The sequence below is a fragment of the Croceitalea sp. MTPC5 genome, from assembly GCF_036985505.1.
Lineage (GTDB): Bacteria > Bacteroidota > Bacteroidia > Flavobacteriales > Flavobacteriaceae > Croceitalea.
Window position 1 is genome coordinate 550,782 of sequence record NZ_BTGQ01000003.1, and the last position, 17,931, is coordinate 568,712.

At 42.9% G+C, this 17,931-nt stretch carries 11 protein-coding genes; 3 read left to right on the forward strand and 8 right to left on the reverse strand.

All coding sequences use genetic code 11. The annotated features are described in order from the left end of the window. Positions 1-24: 24 nt before the first annotated feature. The gene (locus AACM45_RS12380; protein WP_339143049.1) at positions 25-2,316 is read left to right on the forward strand and encodes a hypothetical protein; all 2,292 of its coding nucleotides are present in this window, start codon (positions 25-27) and stop codon (positions 2,314-2,316) included. A 5-nt stretch (positions 2,317-2,321) separates the two neighbouring features. Here the strand turns inward: AACM45_RS12380 and pbpC are convergent, their stop codons facing one another. The 8 genes from pbpC to AACM45_RS12420 all read right to left on the reverse strand — a co-directional run bounded on the left by pbpC (position 2,322) and on the right by AACM45_RS12420 (position 14,299). Then, entirely contained in the window at positions 2,322-4,676 is a 2,355-nt protein-coding gene (gene pbpC, locus AACM45_RS12385; RefSeq protein WP_339143050.1) for a penicillin-binding protein 1C, read from the reverse strand. A gap of 56 nt (positions 4,677-4,732) precedes the next feature. Next, positions 4,733-10,282 (reverse strand): alpha-2-macroglobulin family protein, encoded by a 5,550-nt coding sequence (locus tag AACM45_RS12390; protein ID WP_339143051.1) that lies wholly within the window; start codon positions 10,280-10,282, stop codon positions 4,733-4,735. A 178-nt stretch (positions 10,283-10,460) separates the two neighbouring features. Beyond that, the gene (locus AACM45_RS12395) at positions 10,461-10,910 is read right to left on the reverse strand and encodes a hypothetical protein (protein WP_339143052.1); all 450 of its coding nucleotides are present in this window, start codon (positions 10,908-10,910) and stop codon (positions 10,461-10,463) included. Positions 10,911-10,961: 51 nt separating this feature from the next. After that, positions 10,962-11,771: a TPM domain-containing protein gene (locus AACM45_RS12400; RefSeq protein WP_339143126.1), complete on the reverse strand. Its 810-nt coding sequence runs from the start codon at positions 11,769-11,771 to the stop codon at positions 10,962-10,964. A gap of 37 nt (positions 11,772-11,808) precedes the next feature. Next, entirely contained in the window at positions 11,809-12,246 is a 438-nt protein-coding gene (locus tag AACM45_RS12405; RefSeq protein ID WP_339143054.1) for a TPM domain-containing protein, read from the reverse strand. A 7-nt stretch (positions 12,247-12,253) separates the two neighbouring features. Then, complete coding sequence (locus AACM45_RS12410; RefSeq protein WP_339143055.1) at positions 12,254-12,853, reverse strand: LemA family protein; 600 nt, start codon at positions 12,851-12,853, stop codon at positions 12,254-12,256. A gap of 139 nt (positions 12,854-12,992) precedes the next feature. Further along, positions 12,993-13,322 carry a MerR family transcriptional regulator gene (locus AACM45_RS12415; RefSeq protein WP_339143056.1) on the reverse strand — a complete coding sequence of 110 codons (330 nt, stop codon included), beginning with the start codon at positions 13,320-13,322 and terminating at the stop codon, positions 12,993-12,995. After that, positions 13,322-14,299: a M23 family metallopeptidase gene (locus AACM45_RS12420; RefSeq protein ID WP_339143057.1), complete on the reverse strand. Its 978-nt coding sequence runs from the start codon at positions 14,297-14,299 to the stop codon at positions 13,322-13,324. Before AACM45_RS12420 ends, AACM45_RS12415 begins: the two co-directional genes overlap by 1 nt. Positions 14,300-14,403: 104 nt before the next feature. Between AACM45_RS12420 and alaS the strand changes: the two genes are divergently transcribed. Further along, positions 14,404-17,022, forward strand: a complete 2,619-nt coding sequence (gene alaS / locus AACM45_RS12425; RefSeq protein ID WP_339143058.1) for an alanine--tRNA ligase — start codon at positions 14,404-14,406, stop codon at positions 17,020-17,022. A gap of 143 nt (positions 17,023-17,165) precedes the next feature. Next, positions 17,166-17,663, forward strand: a complete 498-nt coding sequence (locus AACM45_RS12430) for a DUF6252 family protein (protein WP_339143059.1) — start codon at positions 17,166-17,168, stop codon at positions 17,661-17,663. The last annotated feature ends 268 nt before the right edge of the window (positions 17,664-17,931 follow it).

A 17,931-nucleotide genomic window follows, 5' to 3' on the forward strand; every position in this document is an offset into this window, starting at 1 on the left:
AATTTAGAGCAAATTTCAATCCAAATGCGAATCTGCTTTTACGTGTTATTTTGGGCAATTCAAGCACCTTTTTTGGTTACGGCCCAAAACGATTTTGGTACTATCGGGCCCAAAGAGGGCATTCACCTGCACCTTAATAAAACCACTTTCATTCAAGGCGAACGTTTGTGGTTCAAAGCTTATATTCAAGATGAAGCTACCAAATTGCCGTCTTTCGAGACCACTAACCTGTATGTAGGTATTTTTGATGCTGGTGGTGAAGAGCTCAAACGAAAACTATACTATGTTGAAAGTGGCATGGCCCGAGGTGATTTTTCGATTGATTCAACCTTGGTGAATACGGAATATACCATAAGGGCTTGGACCAACTTCATGCGAAATTTTGAAGGATATAAGCCCTTTGAACAGCGTATAAAAATAGTGAAAGATACCGTAGACCAAGATTCCGCTAAAATCAATATGCAGATTTCCGTTTTTCCAGAAGGGGGGCAATTGATAGCAGGTGCCTACAACAATATCGGCATTTTGCTTAGTAATGGCCTTCGGCAGGGAGTGGCCGTAGACAATCTCGAGCTGATCGATGAAACGGGGCGCATCATTCAGGGTAACATTGCCACGAATGATTTTGGTATGGGCAAGACCGGGTTTGTGGTCGATGCCGATAAAAAATACTTTCTAAGACGTCAAGGCCGACGATTACCGACGATACGACAAGAACTTCCAGAAGCCTCTCGGGGCCAATTGGGGATGAATATTGAAAATAATGGAAAGGATAAGGTGCTGCTTACACTGATAGCTTCACAAGAAACATTTTTAGAAAAGGATGGTGACACCCATACCATTGCTTTTTATCAAGATGATTTCATTCGTTTCGAAGACATGGAGGTCAATGAAACGGCGGCCGTGCTATCCATTGACCGAAAAGAACTACCTCATGGTATTTTAACCGTAGTGCTCTTTGATACGGAACTTCGCCCAATAGCCTATCGTATGTTCTTTAACCATCGAAATACCGGCCGTATTGGCCCGAATTTGGAAATTGACCATTGCTTGACCGAGTTTGGCGATTCGCTTCAAATCGATTTGATTTTACCAAAGCGCGTCAACAATGAAATCAATCTGAGCCTATCAGTATTGCCAAACCAAAGTGAATCGTACGACCCAGACAATTCAATCGTTTCGTCATTTTTGGTTCGACCCTATATCAAATCCTATTTTCAAGATCATTACTTTTTTCAGGGGCAGGATAGAAGAAAACGCTATGAACTTGATAAGCGTTTACTTATTGAGGGTTGGGGCAAGTACGACTGGGATTCTAGAAAGCTGGAGGAAGTACGACAAAAGTTTACCATGGAAACCGGAATACCTTTCGAAGGAAGGGTGATTGATGCCGACCTAAATGAAGAACAACAAGTCTCCCTAGTAGCTGAATTATCAGGGGCATTCCGTTTTGAGGAACTTCAAAATGATAAATCCTTCAAAGGCAATATGGTGCTTTTTGAAGGCGATTCGTTGAAGGTTAGCCTGATTGGTAAAAAAGGCAGGTTAAGAAAGCCTAAGGCAGAACTTTGGTTTCAAGATAGTGACGGCCCCGCTTTGAACTATTTGGCCACGAAAACATTAAAAAGACAACTTGCCCTGCTCGAAAGCCCCGTTGTTATGGAGGGGCCTTTGAATATTGGCGAGCGAATCATCGCATTGGATGAGGTAACCGTGACCGAAAAGGTAACCGCCCAAAAAAAGTTTCAGATTTCGGCACTGGTAGAAGGCCGATTGATCGATGACGATGAAATAAGGAAAACGCCTGCAGTAAGCTCATATATCCTTAAGCTTGGGTTTTTGATTTTCGGAAATGGTGGGGAACTCGGTATTTATGTGCGCAAGCCACCTGGTTTTGCCAGGGTACCTGTGAGCATCGACGGCATGTTGGCCCAACCAGGGGAGCTGATCGGGATGCCCTTATCAAGTGTCAGGTTCTTTACCTTTAGCAAAGACAGAAATGGGCCCTTTATTTCGATGAGCTTGAATCCAAACTATGTTCCGCCGAATCAACGCAATAAATTCGTTAAGTTCGCCATTACCAATGGTTATGCACGACCCCAAGAGTATTTTAGTCCAAACTATCCTAATGATAATCAACAGATCTTTCAAAGTTTTGGGGCTTTATATTGGAAAGCGGACGTCGTTGTAAATGCTGAGATTCCTACCACCATCAATGTTCCAATAAAAGGACAAGGGGCCATGGAATTATTTATGGAAGGTATGACCATGGATGGCCATTTGATTACCCAAGAACAGCGTTTGGAAGTTCGATGACCCAATCAATTGGTCGATGCCATTTGTATATGTAATCGCTGTCTGATTTGAGAACCTTTATTATCCGTTGCGGTCAATTGATACGTGCCAGGTTCTATGGGTACTATGAGCTCATGAAAACTGGTCGTTTCCCCGATATACGTGTCATCCAAATACCAAAAAACCTGACTGTCATGTTGTTGGTGGGCCAGTTTAAAGATGACTTCCGATTTTTTGTTTCCTAAATCCTTTGGTAGTAAAACGACTTCATTTTTTTTTGGGTATAACAACGCCATACGGTCTTGAAGCCCAGACGAACATCCACTCAAAAAAGGAGGCAACTTTTGATAATTTGGATTCGAGGTTTTGTAGTAATATTCCACCATCGGGGGTACATTGAACCAATTTTTAAACCTAATTTCAGCCAAAGGATAGCAATCCGCATTGACCTGAAAAGCCTCGCTGCTATCTAAGGCAAGTTGTTGGTGATAAGGGCATGTTTTGCTTCTTGTACCTTCTTTAGGAAGGACACCCGTAATGGTTTCTTCGCAAAACAACGATTTTCGAAAACCACTTTTGGCACAGGTTTCCAAATTTACAAGATCGTCATAGGGCGTCTCAAACCATCCGCTATACGGTAAAACATTCAAGACATCGAAAAGAATCGGGGCGGCAGCGGTTATTCCCGTCAGGCCTGGTCGACCCTCCCCGTCGGCGTTCCCGACCCAGATACCGATAGCGTATTTCGGGGTTGTTCCCACTGCCCAAGCATCCTTAAAACCAAAACTGGTGCCCGTTTTCCAAGCAATCGGTTGTGCGTCATCGAAGAATTGCCAGTTTTCCTCCCCACTAGGTCGATTTACCTCACGCAATGATTTGAAGGTATGGTAAATGGCACCAGCGGTAAAATTTTTTGTCTCAAATTTTGGAACACCAAAATCAAGGATAGCGGATTTCAAGTAAGAGGCATTTGCAAATTCCTTTGTTCGATACGTACTTGAATTTTGGTTAAAATAGTTAAGTGTGGAGGCTAATGATGCATATGATTCCGTCACTTGCAGCAGTGAACTTTCGGCACCTCCTAAAATTAATGGTAACCCGTAGTGCGAAGGGGGTTTATCTAACAAGTCCATGTTTATCGCTTTCAGCCTATTGTAAAATTTTTGAAGTCCATACTGTTGCAGAAGTCGCACAGCAGGCACGTTTAACGAACGTGATAAGGCCATGCTGGCGGGTACTACCCCTGAGTGCCGTTTATTGAAGTTCTTGGGGTGGTACCCGTTGATAACGGTAGGAATGTCTTTGACCAGTGCATCGGGTAATATCAGGCCTTCTTGTAGCAGGGCTGTAAATAAAAAAGGTTTCAAAGTACTGCCCGTACTTCGTTTTTTGGTCAAAATATCTACATAACGGCCGTGTGCCTTGGTGGTGGGTGCGTTGCCGACATACCCCAATATTTTTCGGGAATCCACATCCAGTACTACAATAGCAAGGTTATGGATCTCATTGTTTTTTAATTGTTGGTAATGCTGCCCTGCGATCCAATTTAATTGTTGTTGTAGGTTTTTGTTGATAGCACTGGTTATACGTTCACCAGGATGCTCTTTTTTGATACGTTCGGTCAAATGCGGGGCTATATCGGGCAGGGGCAGTGGTTTTTGGGGTAGCGGTTCTGCTAGTGCCAACTCATAGGTAATGGAATCAATGACTTTTTTTTCTAGCAGTTTTTTTAAAAGACGGTTGCGTTTTTGAAGCAGCATACCGTCATTACGCCCTGGAAAAATCAATGATGGCGCATTGGGTAAAACGGCAAGGGCCGCCGATTGTGCCCAGCTCAATTCATGGGCCGGAATGCCAAAATAGCGCCAAGAGGCGGTTTCGAGCCCCACTACGTTGCCCCCATAAGGGGTATGCGTGGCATAAAATTTTAAGATATCCTCTTTAGAAAACCGAAATTCCAATCGGGTGGCCATAAAGACCTCGATAAGTTTTTCGAAGTAAGTCCTTCGCTTTTGTTTTCTACTTAATCGTATGACCTGTTGCGTGATGGTGCTGCCACCGCGACGGGTCTTCTTGGTCAGGTTGTGTCTTATGGCATGGAATATGGAAATAGGATTGATGCCCGGATGTTCGTAAAAATATTCATCCTCAAAAAGAAGCACACACTTTTTAAACCGATAGGGAATGGAATCCATCTTTGGAAAACGCCATTGTCCGTCATCGGCGATACGTGCACCAATCAAGATATTTTCTGAGCTTGTAACTACTGTTGAAGTCGGCGCTTTGAACAATTGCCGTGGTAAACAAAAAACCCAGAACAGTCCTATCACTGCCAGCAATAGCAGTGGTATGCGATATTTATTTATTTTTTTGATTCCCATAAATGCCTAAATAGTCATGTACCCTGATTTCAATGTATAAAATGGTCAAGAAACGGTTACGGTATGATTTTTATCCATTTGCCCTTGTTTCTCGCGTAGCTGTTTTGGTCATACATGGCCTCTACCTGGCTGCCTGGCAGATAATATTGACCTAAATAGGATGCATTCAATTGCACGGTAAATGTTTTGGTCTTCTTAGCACCCAAGTCAAAATAAAAATGGGTGCGATCATCGCGAACGTCCGTATAATCCGCGTTGCTATTTCCATTCCCAACGTACGAGGTGTCGACTATCTCCCAACCACTGGGAACGATTTGGGTAAGTGCAAGGTTTTCATAGTTGTCATTGGTGGTGTTGAAAACCGTCAATCGCGCTTTGAGCTCCGTTCCTTGACGTAATTCATCCACAGCAATTACAGTACCTGCACCATCGAGATAATCCACAGTTAAGTTGAGTTTTTTTTGCTGGGCCAGTTCTTGGCCGACCGGTAATTTTCCACGCTGTGTCAGGGTGGTGTAGATGATATTCGATTGTTTGTTCGTAATCGTTAAACGTTCTTTTGAAGCATTTACCGGTATATTTCGTTGTGCAATGGCCCTATCCGTTTTTATGGTAGTGGTCTTGCCATTCTGCACGAATTCAATGTCAACCGATTTCCCTCCATTTTCTGAAACCATTTTTGCCATAGCCAATAGGGCATATGCCGTTTCTTGGGTGCTGTACCATTGCTGTGAAGAAAGGTTTTTGGCTAATGAGATGGCAAGTTCACGTTGTCGTTCATCTTTCAATAAGACCAAGGTTTCCAAGGCCATGGCCCTATTTCGAAATACGGAGCCATAGGTGTGGTAATCATGCTTATTTGGTTTTACGTTACTATTCGCACGCTTGGCAATGTCTTGGGCTACCTCTTTTTTACCTACAAGGGCGTACGTGGCCGCCAATCGCCATTTTGCCTCATTGCTTAGGTTTTTACTTTCACGTAGGCGGTTCATTGACGCTAGTTCAGGTTGCTGGGCCAATGCCAAGGTATATAAGCGATAGGCCTGTGTCAAATCATTGTTGTACGCCGTGGTAGTATTACTCCACTGTCGTGCCGCATTCTTTTGGTAGCGAAGCCAATCGCTTAAAAAGGTCAATGGCAACTGATACCCTTTTTGTTTGGCCTCAAGCATGAAATGACCCGCGTATGAGGTGCCCCAGTCGTCCGCATTGCCATAACCCGGCCAGTAGCTCAACCCACCATTGGGAGTTTGAAAATCGGCTAGTTTTTTGATTGCCGCCTTTACATTGGTCTCAATATCTTGTTTTTTGTCAAAGGTGATATCCAATACATCGTCTAGGTAGAGCTGGGGAAAAGCAGCTGAAGTGGTTTGTTCTACGCAACCATGGGGGTATTGTAAAAGGTAGTCCATTCGCTTAGAGAAATCCATGGGTGGTAGGGTAGAGAACTCTATAAAAGCACTATTGGTGCCCGAAGTGCCAAAAGGTTCAAAAGAAATGGTTTGCGATTGGTTTTCCGTCAAGGTATACAAACTGCTTTGAGTTGTAATGGGATTGGGATTTTCAACGTCAATTTCCAAGGTATTGCTCGCTTTTTCCCCAGACCCCGTAGCAACGACCTTAATGGTTTGAAAACGGGTCGTAGGATTGACCTTAAAATCAAAATTTACAATTTGTTCGCCAACGGCATCAAAAGAGATATTTTTAGAAGTAGGTCCAATAGGTTCCAGAGCTTTTTCCGTCTCGATGGAGACCTTCACGTTTTTTACTTTTTTATCCATGGCAAATATGGTTACGGGAACGGTCACGGTTTCACCGGGTGATAGTTTACGGGGTAGTGAGGTTAAGACCATCAATGGTTTTCGTACGGGAGTGGTTTTTTCGTTTTTCCCATAAGCACTTTTTTGGTTACCGGCTATTAACATGGTGCGAACCGAACCCACATAATTGGGCATTTGAATCTCGTGAGTGGCTTTTTCACCGGCTTCTAAGGTAAAAGGCCCTAGATAGGTGACCACAGGTTTGAAACGTTGTGCCTTGCGGTTCTTTGCCCCTTCTGCGATTCCACCACCACCTATGGCGTAAATATTATCAACACTTACGGAATAAGCCCCCATCACATCGTCGAAAATATCGAAGGTTTTGACCCCGAGCGCCTGTCTGGCATAGAAAGAACCATGAATATCAGGGGTTTTATAGCGGGTCAAATCGAGTAAGCCTTCATCAACTACGGCAAGGGAATAGGTCATGGGCTTTCTATTGGCTTCCGATACCTTGACCGTAAATGATCGTTCGGGTTCCAATATCTTCGGCATATCCAATAGCGGTTCTAGGATAGTGGCCTTATTGGTCACCAAAAGTGGTACGACCCCATATAACCGAATAGGAAGGTCATTGCTTGCCTGACCGTGGGGTTGCAGCAACGAAATGTTGACATAAACATTGGGGGCCATTTCCGCCGTTATGGGTATAACGGCTTTTGTTTCCTTGGCCGTGGTCTCCACCCACTGTTGTGAAAGCACTTCCGAGCCATTTTCAATACTTAGTAAGGCACGACCGCCTATATCAGAAGGAAAGGTCACCAAGGCTTCTTCCCCGATAGTATAGCTTTCTTTGTTCGCGGCGAAAATCAAAATCTTAGAACTTTCGGCATCACCGCTGGCAGGTCTTTTCCACCAATTTCTATAGAAGTAAGCCGTTCGTCCAGTGGCGTGACCACTGGCCTTGTCCAATACCCGAATTAAAAATCGCCCTCCTTCATTATCGGGAATATTGATTTTGAAATTGCCCTTGCCATCGGCTCCAGTGGTAACCTTCAATGTTTTGAAAGGACGGTGTACGGTGGCATTTTCATAACGCGATAGGTTGTCGTAACCCCGGTTCCACCACCAACGCCATTCAATTTTAAAAATTTGGATATCGAGTTTTCGGTTCGGGGCGGGGTCTCCTTTTTCATCCACGGAAATCACGTCAAAAGCAGTGTTTTCGTCAGTCAGATAAGAACCATATTGGCGCGCTTTTGGAGATTTTAAACCTACAAAGTGGGAAAAAGGAGCAATTTTTTTAGAGAAGACATCTATTGAAAAGTCGCCGCCACCTTCAAAAACCTTTGTAGTAAAAGTAGCCTGTAGCATACCTGGTGCATTATTGGTAACGGGTATTTTTTTGTTGATGCCAAGTTCCCCTTCTTCATTGAGGGTCGAATTCAAAAACTGGAGTTCTGTCTCGTTAAATGTCCTTACGGGATCTTGAAATACATACGCTGCGTACTTCGGAAAAGCAGTGGCGGTAGCTTGCAGTTTGGTGTTGATGTCTATTTTTAGATTTCTTGCCGGTGCCCCGTGTAGCCATTTGACATTAATTTTACCACGATTACTTTCTTTGGCACTAAGCACGGCTTCATCAAATGTAAAATCCACCTTTAATCGATTGGGTTTGACCGTGGCTATTTTTAAGCTTTTGTTGAACTGTGCACCGCCAACAAGCACTTTTACATTCCACGTGCCTGTTGGGGCAGTGGTCTTTGTGGGGATTGGAAAGTAGTAGAAGCCATTCTCTTTTCTCGCAAAAACACCTTCATCGACCTTAACACTGCCATTTTTGAGAACCGTTCGTTGAACGAGTTTTCCCCTGGCATCGGATACCTCTAGCGTAACGGGGTGGTTTTGGGGTAGTGGGTTGGCCTTGTCATCAAGAACAAAGGTCAAGTGGGCGGTATCCCCAGGTCGATGAACCCCTCTTTCCGTATAAAGAAAGCCCTGTAGACCACTTTGGAGTTGTTCCCCCGCAACATCGAACTTACTTAGTGAAAGTGCATTGCCATCGGCCAATTTTGTGTAGGCAAAATTATTTTCCTTTTGAGCCACGGCAAAGGTAATGGTCGCATCGCCATCATAAATGGCAAATCCTGAAGCATCGGTTACCACCTCGCCCAATAGTTGTTGTTGGTAGTTATAGAGCTTTATTCGGGCTCCGGGTTCCGGATTGGAAGTGAGCAGGTTCGTCGCTGCGAAATGGTAACTACGGTTGTTCCCTTTTTTTACAATAAGCCCAAGGTCACTACCCAGAAGATTGGTAAAGACCACCCGATCAGGATTGTAATAGGCCTCATGGCAGGGGTTATCCTGCTCTTCCCAATCGTAATTGTAATTTCTCCAATAGTAGATTTGGTTATCCCAGTACCGTTCCTCTAGATCGTTCTCACCCTCACTTTGTTCGAACGCAATGGCATTGGTGCCTTCGGTTTCATCAACCGAATCCCCACAGTCGTACATAATATGTTCTTTTTTAAAGCTTAGCTCCACGCGGTAGAGGGAGCCTGGGTTTACTTTTATAAGCTCGGACAAATCAAGGGCATGGGCTTTCCAATAACTGCTGTTTCCCGGATTGTTTTCGGTTAAGGGAATCACCTTATACGCCACCCTTCTGCCAACAGGGCGAAGGTCTGAATTGTAGGTTTGGGTGAGTTCGTTGTTTTGAAGAAATTGAAGCATATTGTCCTCAAAAACCTGAATGACCCTAACTTCAACGGCGGCAAGGTTGACGGTCTCAAAATAAAGGGGTGTGGCCGCGGCGTTGGGCAAAACCGTTCCTTTTGAAATGAGTCGTACACTGGGTTTTAATTGTTCAAAGGAGACCAGTTCAGAAAAATTGGATTTTAATGAAAATCCGTAGACACTTTTGATACCCTCAAAAATAGTCACGCGTACCTGGCCAAGAATACGGTTGGTTGGGTATACTTTTAGCACGTTACCATCAATTTCATAGCGTAGGTTTTCCGCATTTTCAATGGAAACCAGGCCATTGAGCTCTTGATCAGCCTTTAATGGTTCAGAAAAGTTGATGGTCAGGGAGGCATTTGGGGCAACCGCGGTTCTGGCATTCAGTACGATAAATTTGTTCAAACCAGGTATGGTATAGCTTTCAGAACCTTGATGGGTTAGCCCCAATGCTTTTCCAGACCAACTGATATCCAACACACCATCATCAACCGTTCTTCGAATGCTATCGATCTTAAAGTTGAAATAGGTAGAATTTGCCTCGGTATCTTGCCATTTGATGGAAAGTTCCCTCCCTTGCTTTTTGGCCGATAAAATACGCTTTACCTTTTCCATTTCGACCAGATCGGAGGTTTCTACGGTACCTTCGAGGTACTGCCAGTCTTTGCTATAAGATTGTAAATCACCAAGATCGATTTTAAAGTTAGGTGCGAGGGTCTTGAATGAAAAACTATATTTTTTGAATTCAGGTGGAACTGCCTCCAGCAGTTTTCCCAGCTGTAGGGTGACCGAATACTCGGTATTTGGCTTTAGAAATTCCAAGGGCACAAAAACAAGCTCCCTGCCGTTTTCAATGACCAGTTTTCCGTCGACTTTAGGGTTGATTTTAAGATACTCGTTCGACAGTTCTTGATTGAGTTCGAATTGGGTTGCTTGTTCGGCCAAAAGTATTTTAATGGGATTTGCAATACTTTGTTGTCCGCTGGTATGTGAACTGATATAATCCTTGAACTTAAAAAGGTTGTCCGTGGCAACGTCTTCCCCTTTATTTTTGCATGAAATGATAAGTATGGAAACTGCCAGGAATACTTTAAGAAAACGACCCATTAGTGCGGTAATTTAAGATGAAACTTTTTTCTGCGCTTGCAAGATAGCCTAAAAAGAAAGCAAGAGGTTCACTGAAAATGGGGTTTTCGAGTATTGAACTCTATTTAGTTACGCAAGTAATTTCAGGGCGGATTTTCTATTAAGAATAATTTGTGATATGCGGTAAAAGGGTTTTGACCTAGTCTAGGCTAATGGTGTAAAAGCCATTAAGGTCTTCTTGGGTGGCACCATGAATTACAAGACTTTTCAATCTTGCAATTCCGCCACAGCACCCATCCGATTCTGAAAGCACTATTTCAATGGTAAGTGGTATTACAATAGTGTCTGCTATGATGAGACTATTTTCAGAGGTGCCGATGGACCAATCAAAATTTTGCAATACCAGGATTGATTCAGGTTTTTCTGCGTCGAAAGTTGCTAGTTCAAGCGTAAAATCGTCGGCGTTGTCCCCACTAATCCTTATATCTTCAAGGGCATAAATTTCGTTCTGAAAGACATTGGCATTATCCAATTCCAAATCAAAAGCCAGGGTTGGCGGTCCTTCACATAAAACGGTCGCACAATCATCTTCAGGGCAGCAGGTTGCACATAAAACCAGTAGGCTTGCGATACCATGTTTTAGAATCATTGTTTTCTTTTAAGAGGTTGAGGTTAGCAAAGGTTGCGTAAAACTTCAAGCTTACCATCCTCCGGAAGCACCACCGCCCCCAAAGCCGCCGCCGCCGAAGCCGCCACCAAAACCTCCACCGCCAAAGCCACCGCCAGAAGAACGCCCCCCATAGCCACCTCGGCCCATGTTGCTTAAAATGATCATATCCCAAATGTCCATACCGCTTCTACCGCGGCCACCTCGATTGTTTTTGCCACCGCCCCTTCTTTTTCTGCTGGCTAAAATGATCCAAATGACCAAAAAGATGATAAAAGGTAAAAATCGCTCAAATCCAACAGCATCCCTATTGAAATCCCGGTCTTCTTTAAACTGGCCGGTCAATACTTGAAATACTGCCTCAGAACCTTTCTGGAGTCCTTGATAATAGTTGCCCGATTTAAATTCAGGAATGATGACGGATTCAATGATACGCTTACTCATGAGGTCGGTAAGGTATTCTTCTACGCCATATCCGGTACTAATAGCTATTTTGCGATCGTCTTTTGCCAGCAAGATCAGTATACCATTATCTTCATCAGCTTGACCTATTCCCCATTTTTGACCCCATTTGGCCCCTAGGTAATTGATGTCTTCCCCTTTGGTGGAACTTATGATGGCAATAACGATTTGGGTCGAGGTGCTATCCGCATATCGTACTAACTTCTGCTCCAATGCTGTTTTTTGCGGAGCTGACAGCAAGTCGATGTAGTCATATACGCTGGTCTGTTCTTTCGGAATCCCCGGTATCGTGAACTGACCCCAACCTAAATTGGAAATTAAAAATGCAAATGCAATCAGTAAGGTACATTTAAGACTCCCCTCCTTTGTTGGGTATTGCATAGGGTTATTCTTCCCCTTTAGAAAGGTTGGGAGGGGCTTATCCTTTTGAAATTGCATCGTCCAGTTCATTTGTATCATTATGGTGCCATGGAAAATGTTTTTCCAACTCTTTGCCTGCTTTCAAAACGCCTTCAATAATACCTTGTTTGAATTGGCCTTTTTTGAAATGGAGGGCGATTACTTCCTTTGTGGTTTCCCAAAAACCCCTAGGCACCGCTTTGTCGATACCCCGATCCCCATAAATGACAAATTTTTTATCGGCTACCGCAACATAGAGCAACACGCCATTTTCGTCTTTGGTATTATCCATCTTTAAAAAATGGAACACTTGTTGGGCTCGACTAAAATGGTCTATTTGGGCGGTGGCTTCGATATGAACCCGAATTTCGCCTGAGGTATGCCGTTCAGCCATCAAAATGGCATCTACAATCTCTTGTTCCTCATCGGTAGTAAGAAATTCTTCGACTTTGGACATGGTTTTGCTATTCAAAATCAAAATTGACATCAGGGGCATTCTCGGCACCGGTATTCGAACTAAACAATGCCATGGCATCAAAACCTGCAATGTTGGCGATGATATTAGTAGGTATTTTTTCAATTTTGATATTATACTCCCCAGCTAGGTCATTGAAGCGATTACGTTCTACATTGATACGGTTTTCAGTACCTTCCAACTGTGACTGTAGTTCTAAAAAGTTTTGATTGGCCTTGAGGTCAGGATAACGTTCGACGGTCACCAAAAGACGTGACAGGGCTGATGATAAACCAGTTTGCGCTTGTTGAAAAGCGGCAAGCTTTTCAGGTGTGAGATTATTGATATCCACTGTTGTAGAAGTTGCCTTTGATCTCGCCTCTATCACATCTTTAAGGGTGCCCCTTTCAAAATCGGCAGCACCTTGAACGGTTTTCACCAAGTTGCCGATTAAATCACTTCTTCTTTGATAAGAGCTTTCAACATTGGCCCATTGCTTTGTGGCTTGGCCTTTCATATCGACCAAAGTGTTATTGGTGTTCACATACCAGCTGCCCAAAATAAAAATAAGGACACCTAAGATTACCAAGGGTATTAATAGTTTTTTCATTTTTGAGATTTTAGTGTTTATCCTTTGCTATAGTTATACGAATTAGTGTGCTGAAATCGATTTTTGTTACAATTCGACTTATTTGAAAGAACCTTGAACTAACATGAATTTCAATAAAGATATTGTGACTATGCTATGACTAAAGCTGTTCTTTGATCTTAATCAGTTCCGCTTTTACCTTTTGTAATTTTTCTATGATGTCAAAGTTGTTGAGCGTTTTGTGTTTTTCTTCCTTTAAGTGAATTTTGGCACCCTCTAGGGTAAAGCCTCGTTCTTTGACCAAATGATAGATGAGTTTGAGGTTTTTAATATCCTCAGGAGTGAATTTTCGGTTTCCCTTGGCATTTTTTTTTGGTTTAAGGGCGTCGAACTCTTTTTCCCAAAAGCGTATGAGCGAGGTGTTCACCCCAAAGGCTTTCGCTACTTCGCCAATACCATAATATCGTTTTTCAGGAAGGTCTATATGCATTAATCCAGTGATTGGTTTTCTTGTGTGGCATATTTGAGCATGTTCTCAAATTCTTGAGGTGACAAACTGCCGTAATAGAAATTAATGGGATTGATACGTTCCTTATCCTTTCTGACCTCATAGTGAAGGTGCGGTGCTTCTGACCTGCCCGTATTACCTACAAAGCCTATCAAATCACCACGTTTCACTTTTTGTCCTTTGGTCACGTTGTATTTACTTAAATGTGCATATAGGCTCACATATCCGTACCCATGATCAATGCGGATGTGTTTTCCGAAACCGGATGAATTGTTGTCGGCCCGTATGACCTTGCCGTCACCAGAAGCAAAAATCGGTGTCCCTCTTGGAGCGGTAAAATCCATTCCCCAATGTTTTTTACGGGCTTTTGTAAAAGGGTCGGTTCGCCAACCAAAACCTGATGCCATACGTTTCAAATCTTTATTTCGAACAGGTTGTATGGCAGGAATGGCCGCCAGTAGTTTTTCCTTTTCCCCGGCAAGTTTGGCAATCTCATCTAAGGACTTGGATTGGATGACCATCTGTTTTTGAATGATATCCAATCGTTTGGTAGCGTCGATAATAATCTCTGAATTGTTGAAGCCTTCCAAAGACTTGTAACGGTTTACCCCTCCGAAACCAGCCCTCCTTTGTTCTTCTGGAATAGGGTTTGCCTCGAAATAAAGTCTATAGATATTATTGTCACGGTCTTCAATATTCGCCAATACCTGCTCCATCTGTTCCATTTTCTTATCCAAGATTTCAAACTGGAGCTCATAATTTTGAACTTCGCGTTGTAAAGAAAGTTCCCGAGGGGTATTGACAAGGTTGGTATTCAGTAATAGGATGAGGGTAATGAAACCAAAAAGGGCCGAACCCAATAAGAAAAGGAAAACGTTTCGGTATCTTTTTGATTTTTTAGGTTCGATCTTTCGATACGAAAGCGTATCGGGATCGTAATAGTATTTTACTTTAGACATGAAGTGAAATTATCCTATTTTTGGTCATTCATTTTATGGTAACAAACAAATATAGAAATTGTTTCGTTTATTCTGTTAAAATTAATTAAAGCTTAACTCCCAAGATGACATCGCAAAAGGTTAGAGAACAGTTTTTAAACTTTTTTGAATCTAAAGGGCACAAAATCGTTCCCTCGGCACCGATGGTCATCAAAGATGACCCCACTTTAATGTTTACCAATGCTGGTATGAACCAGTTTAAAGAGTATTTTTTAGGGAATTCCATTCCTAGCTCGGTTAGGGTCTCAGATACCCAAAAATGCCTTCGGGTCAGCGGTAAGCACAATGATTTGGAAGAAGTGGGCAAAGACACCTATCACCATACCATGTTCGAAATGCTCGGTAATTGGAGTTTTGGTGACTACTTTAAAAAAGAGGCCATTGAATGGGCTTGGGAATTGCTTACCGAGGTTTATGGTATTGCCAAGAACGATTTGTACGTTTCCGTTTTCGAGGGCTGCGAAGGGCCTGATAGTTTGGAAATGGATAAGGAAGCCTTCGATTTATGGCGTATGATTCTGCCCGAGGATCGTATTATCATGGGCGATAAAAAAGATAACTTCTGGGAAATGGGTGAGCAAGGGCCTTGCGGGCCTTGTTCAGAAATACATGTGGATATTCGGTCGTCTGAGGAAAAGGCGAAAATACCCGGGGCGACATTGGTCAATCAAGATCACCCCCAAGTCGTTGAGATATGGAACCTGGTCTTTATGCAATATAATCGTAAGGCCAACGGGGCACTCGAAAACCTACCCGAAAAACATGTAGACACCGGAATGGGGTTTGAACGCCTATGCATGGTCTTGCAAGGGGTAAAATCAAATTATGATACCGATGTCTTTACGCCTTTGATCCGTGAGATCGAAGCCATTACCCATCAAAAATATGGTAAGGACGGGGCAACGGATATTGCCATTCGGGTCATTGCCGATCATATAAGGGCCGTTGCCTTCTCAATTGCCGATGGTCAGTTACCAAGCAATACTGGGGCGGGTTATGTGATTAGAAGGATATTAAGAAGGGCCGTGCGCTACGGATTTACTTTTCTAAATATTAGAAAACCCTTTATTTATCGATTGGTCAAGGTATTGGGCGAACATATGGGGAAAGCCTTTCCTGAACTAAAACAACAGTATCAATTGATTGAAAATGTGGTTAAGGAAGAAGAAAATTCTTTCTTAAGTACCTTAGAACAAGGTTTGGTACTCTTAGATGCTGTCATGACAGCATCCAAGAATAAAATCATTGCTGGGGAAAAGGCTTTTGAACTATATGACACCTTTGGTTTTCCCATAGACTTGACCGCGCTGATACTTGAGGAAAAAGGATATACCCTTGATGTCGATGGATTTGAAAAAGCATTGAAAGCCCAGAAAGAGCGGTCTCGTGCAGCTTCAGAAACCTCAAAAGAAGATTGGACCATTCTTTTAGATGATAAGGAACAAGAGTTCATAGGTTATGATAGCTTAGAGGCTGATGTGAAATTGGTGAAGTATCGAAAAGTAACCAGTAAAAAAAATGGCGAGCAATATCAGTTGGTTTTTAATCATACCCCCTTCTATGCCGAAGGTGGTGGCCAAGTAGGGGATAAGGGATACCTAGAGGCATCAAATGGCGATATCACTTATATCATAGATACCAAAAGGGAGAACAATGAAATCGTTCATTTTTCAGAGACCTTTCCAAAAAACAGCAAAGGTACCTTCAAGGCCTCTGTCGATAAAAAACAACGTCAGCGTACGGCCAGCAACCATACCGCTACCCACTTGTTACATCAAGCGCTTCGTGAAGTTTTAGGGACCCATGTAGAGCAAAAAGGCTCTGCAGTGCATTCTAAATACCTGCGATTCGATTTCTCACACTTTTCAAAGCTGACCATTGAGGAATTGCGAAGTGTAGAGAATTTCGTTAATGCCAGAATAGAAGGGCATTTGCCTTTTGAGGAAAATCGGAGTATCCCTCTAAAAGAGGCCATGGCCCAAGGCGCTATGGCACTTTTTGGCGAAAAATATGGAGATACGGTAAGAACGGTCCGGTTTGGGCAGTCCATTGAATTGTGTGGTGGTACCCACGTAAAGAATACCGCCGATCTTTGGCATTTTAAAATTACTTCTGAAAGTACGGTCGCTGCGGGCATTCGTAGAATTGAGGCTATTACCTGTGACGCCGTTAAAAACTTTTATTTTAAGAATAATAGGGCCCTTTTTGAAATCAAGGATCTGCTTAACAACACGAAAGAGCCTGTAAAGGCCGTAGCAGCATTACAAGAGGAAAACGCCAAATTGCGAAAGCAGTTGGATATGCTTTTGAAAGACAAAGCTAAAAACCTTAAGGAGACCTTGCGGAAAGAACTTACTGAAATCAATGGGATTCAATTTTTGGCCAAGAAGGTTGATTTGGATGCTGGTGGAATTAAGGATCTGTCCTTTGAATTGGGGCAAAACAATACAAACCTATTCTTGTTGCTGGCTTCTGAGAAAGAAGGCAAGGCAGTCATTTCATGCTATATTTCCAAAGAACTGGTAGCGGAAAAACAATGGAACGCAGGTGCCATCGTTCGTGAGCTGGGTAAGTATATTCAAGGTGGTGGTGGTGGCCAACCCTTCTACGCGACCGCTGGGGGTAGAAATCCTAAAGGTATAGACGAAGCATTGGAAAAGGCCAAGGAGTTTCTCGACAAATAAGTGGTTTTAAACCTTTCAAATGTCTGGCACACATGGTAGGTTTGTAAGTATCATGGTAAAAACCAGTGAATGGCAACTATCGTGTTGGCATAGGATAAAAATTGTAATCAGCTAATTTAACTTAGACTATAATCCAAAACAATATGAAAAAAATAAACCTTGGTAGTGGATGCATTCTATTTGTGATCGCCTTGCTTTTTGTTGGCTGTGGTTCTGATGATGCCTCAGGCCCAAATGTTGATGAATTTATAAGGGCGAATGTTGAAACGATTTCATTTGAAACCTTGGCGGACCCTAGTGCCGTGACTGCCGCAAAAATAGAGGGCAGTGATTTTACTACTTTTTTGGTTCAAGGTGTTGATGGGTCAGGTAATGCTATGATACTTTCCATTGTCGAATATAGCGGAGTGGGTACTTACGATTTATTTATTGAAAATGAACCGACGGGTACTGCGGCAGCGTATGTTACCCAAGAAACCGCTTGGTTTTCATCTGGCGATGGTGGTTCGGGTACGATTACGGTTCAGGTTGATGACGATCAAGAAACTTCAGGTACATTTGAATTCGTTGGTATTGAGGGGGATGGTGGAACGTCGACCCGAACCGTGACCAACGGTACCTTCAGGGCAAAGTTCGAGTAGGCTGTTCTTGAATTTAGAGCACTTGGGTCGTTATGTCAACAATCAACTGGGTCGAAACGAGCATGGTTACTTCGGGTTGTGATTTTAGCAGCTTTGCAAAGCATAACGTTAGGGCATCAACAAAAACATCGAAAAATTATGCTGCGTATGTAAGATTGGTAATGTAGGTTCCCGTATCACTGATTCAGAAAATTCGTGAAGTCGCAGATGATTGCTGATTATTTCCTGTACTTTAAACGATTATTTTCCAACCATTTATTTGGTATAA

What these genes read in the sequence shown, in the direction of transcription:
- AACM45_RS12380 (WP_339143049.1), top strand. Translation starts at nt 25, where the DNA reads ATGCGAATCTGCTTTTACGTGTTATTTTGGGCAATTCAAGCACCTTTT.
- pbpC (WP_339143050.1), bottom strand. Translation starts at nt 4,676, where the DNA reads ATGGGAATCAAAAAAATAAATAAATATCGCATACCACTGCTATTGCTG.
- AACM45_RS12390 (WP_339143051.1), bottom strand. Translation starts at nt 10,282, where the DNA reads ATGGGTCGTTTTCTTAAAGTATTCCTGGCAGTTTCCATACTTATCATT.
- AACM45_RS12395 (WP_339143052.1), bottom strand. Translation starts at nt 10,910, where the DNA reads ATGATTCTAAAACATGGTATCGCAAGCCTACTGGTTTTATGTGCAACC.
- AACM45_RS12400 (WP_339143126.1), bottom strand. Translation starts at nt 11,771, where the DNA reads ATGCAATACCCAACAAAGGAGGGGAGTCTTAAATGTACCTTACTGATT.
- AACM45_RS12405 (WP_339143054.1), bottom strand. Translation starts at nt 12,246, where the DNA reads ATGTCCAAAGTCGAAGAATTTCTTACTACCGATGAGGAACAAGAGATT.
- AACM45_RS12410 (WP_339143055.1), bottom strand. Translation starts at nt 12,853, where the DNA reads ATGAAAAAACTATTAATACCCTTGGTAATCTTAGGTGTCCTTATTTTT.
- AACM45_RS12415 (WP_339143056.1), bottom strand. Translation starts at nt 13,322, where the DNA reads ATGCATATAGACCTTCCTGAAAAACGATATTATGGTATTGGCGAAGTA.
- AACM45_RS12420 (WP_339143057.1), bottom strand. Translation starts at nt 14,299, where the DNA reads ATGTCTAAAGTAAAATACTATTACGATCCCGATACGCTTTCGTATCGA.
- alaS (WP_339143058.1), top strand. Translation starts at nt 14,404, where the DNA reads ATGACATCGCAAAAGGTTAGAGAACAGTTTTTAAACTTTTTTGAATCT.
- AACM45_RS12430 (WP_339143059.1), top strand. Translation starts at nt 17,166, where the DNA reads ATGAAAAAAATAAACCTTGGTAGTGGATGCATTCTATTTGTGATCGCC.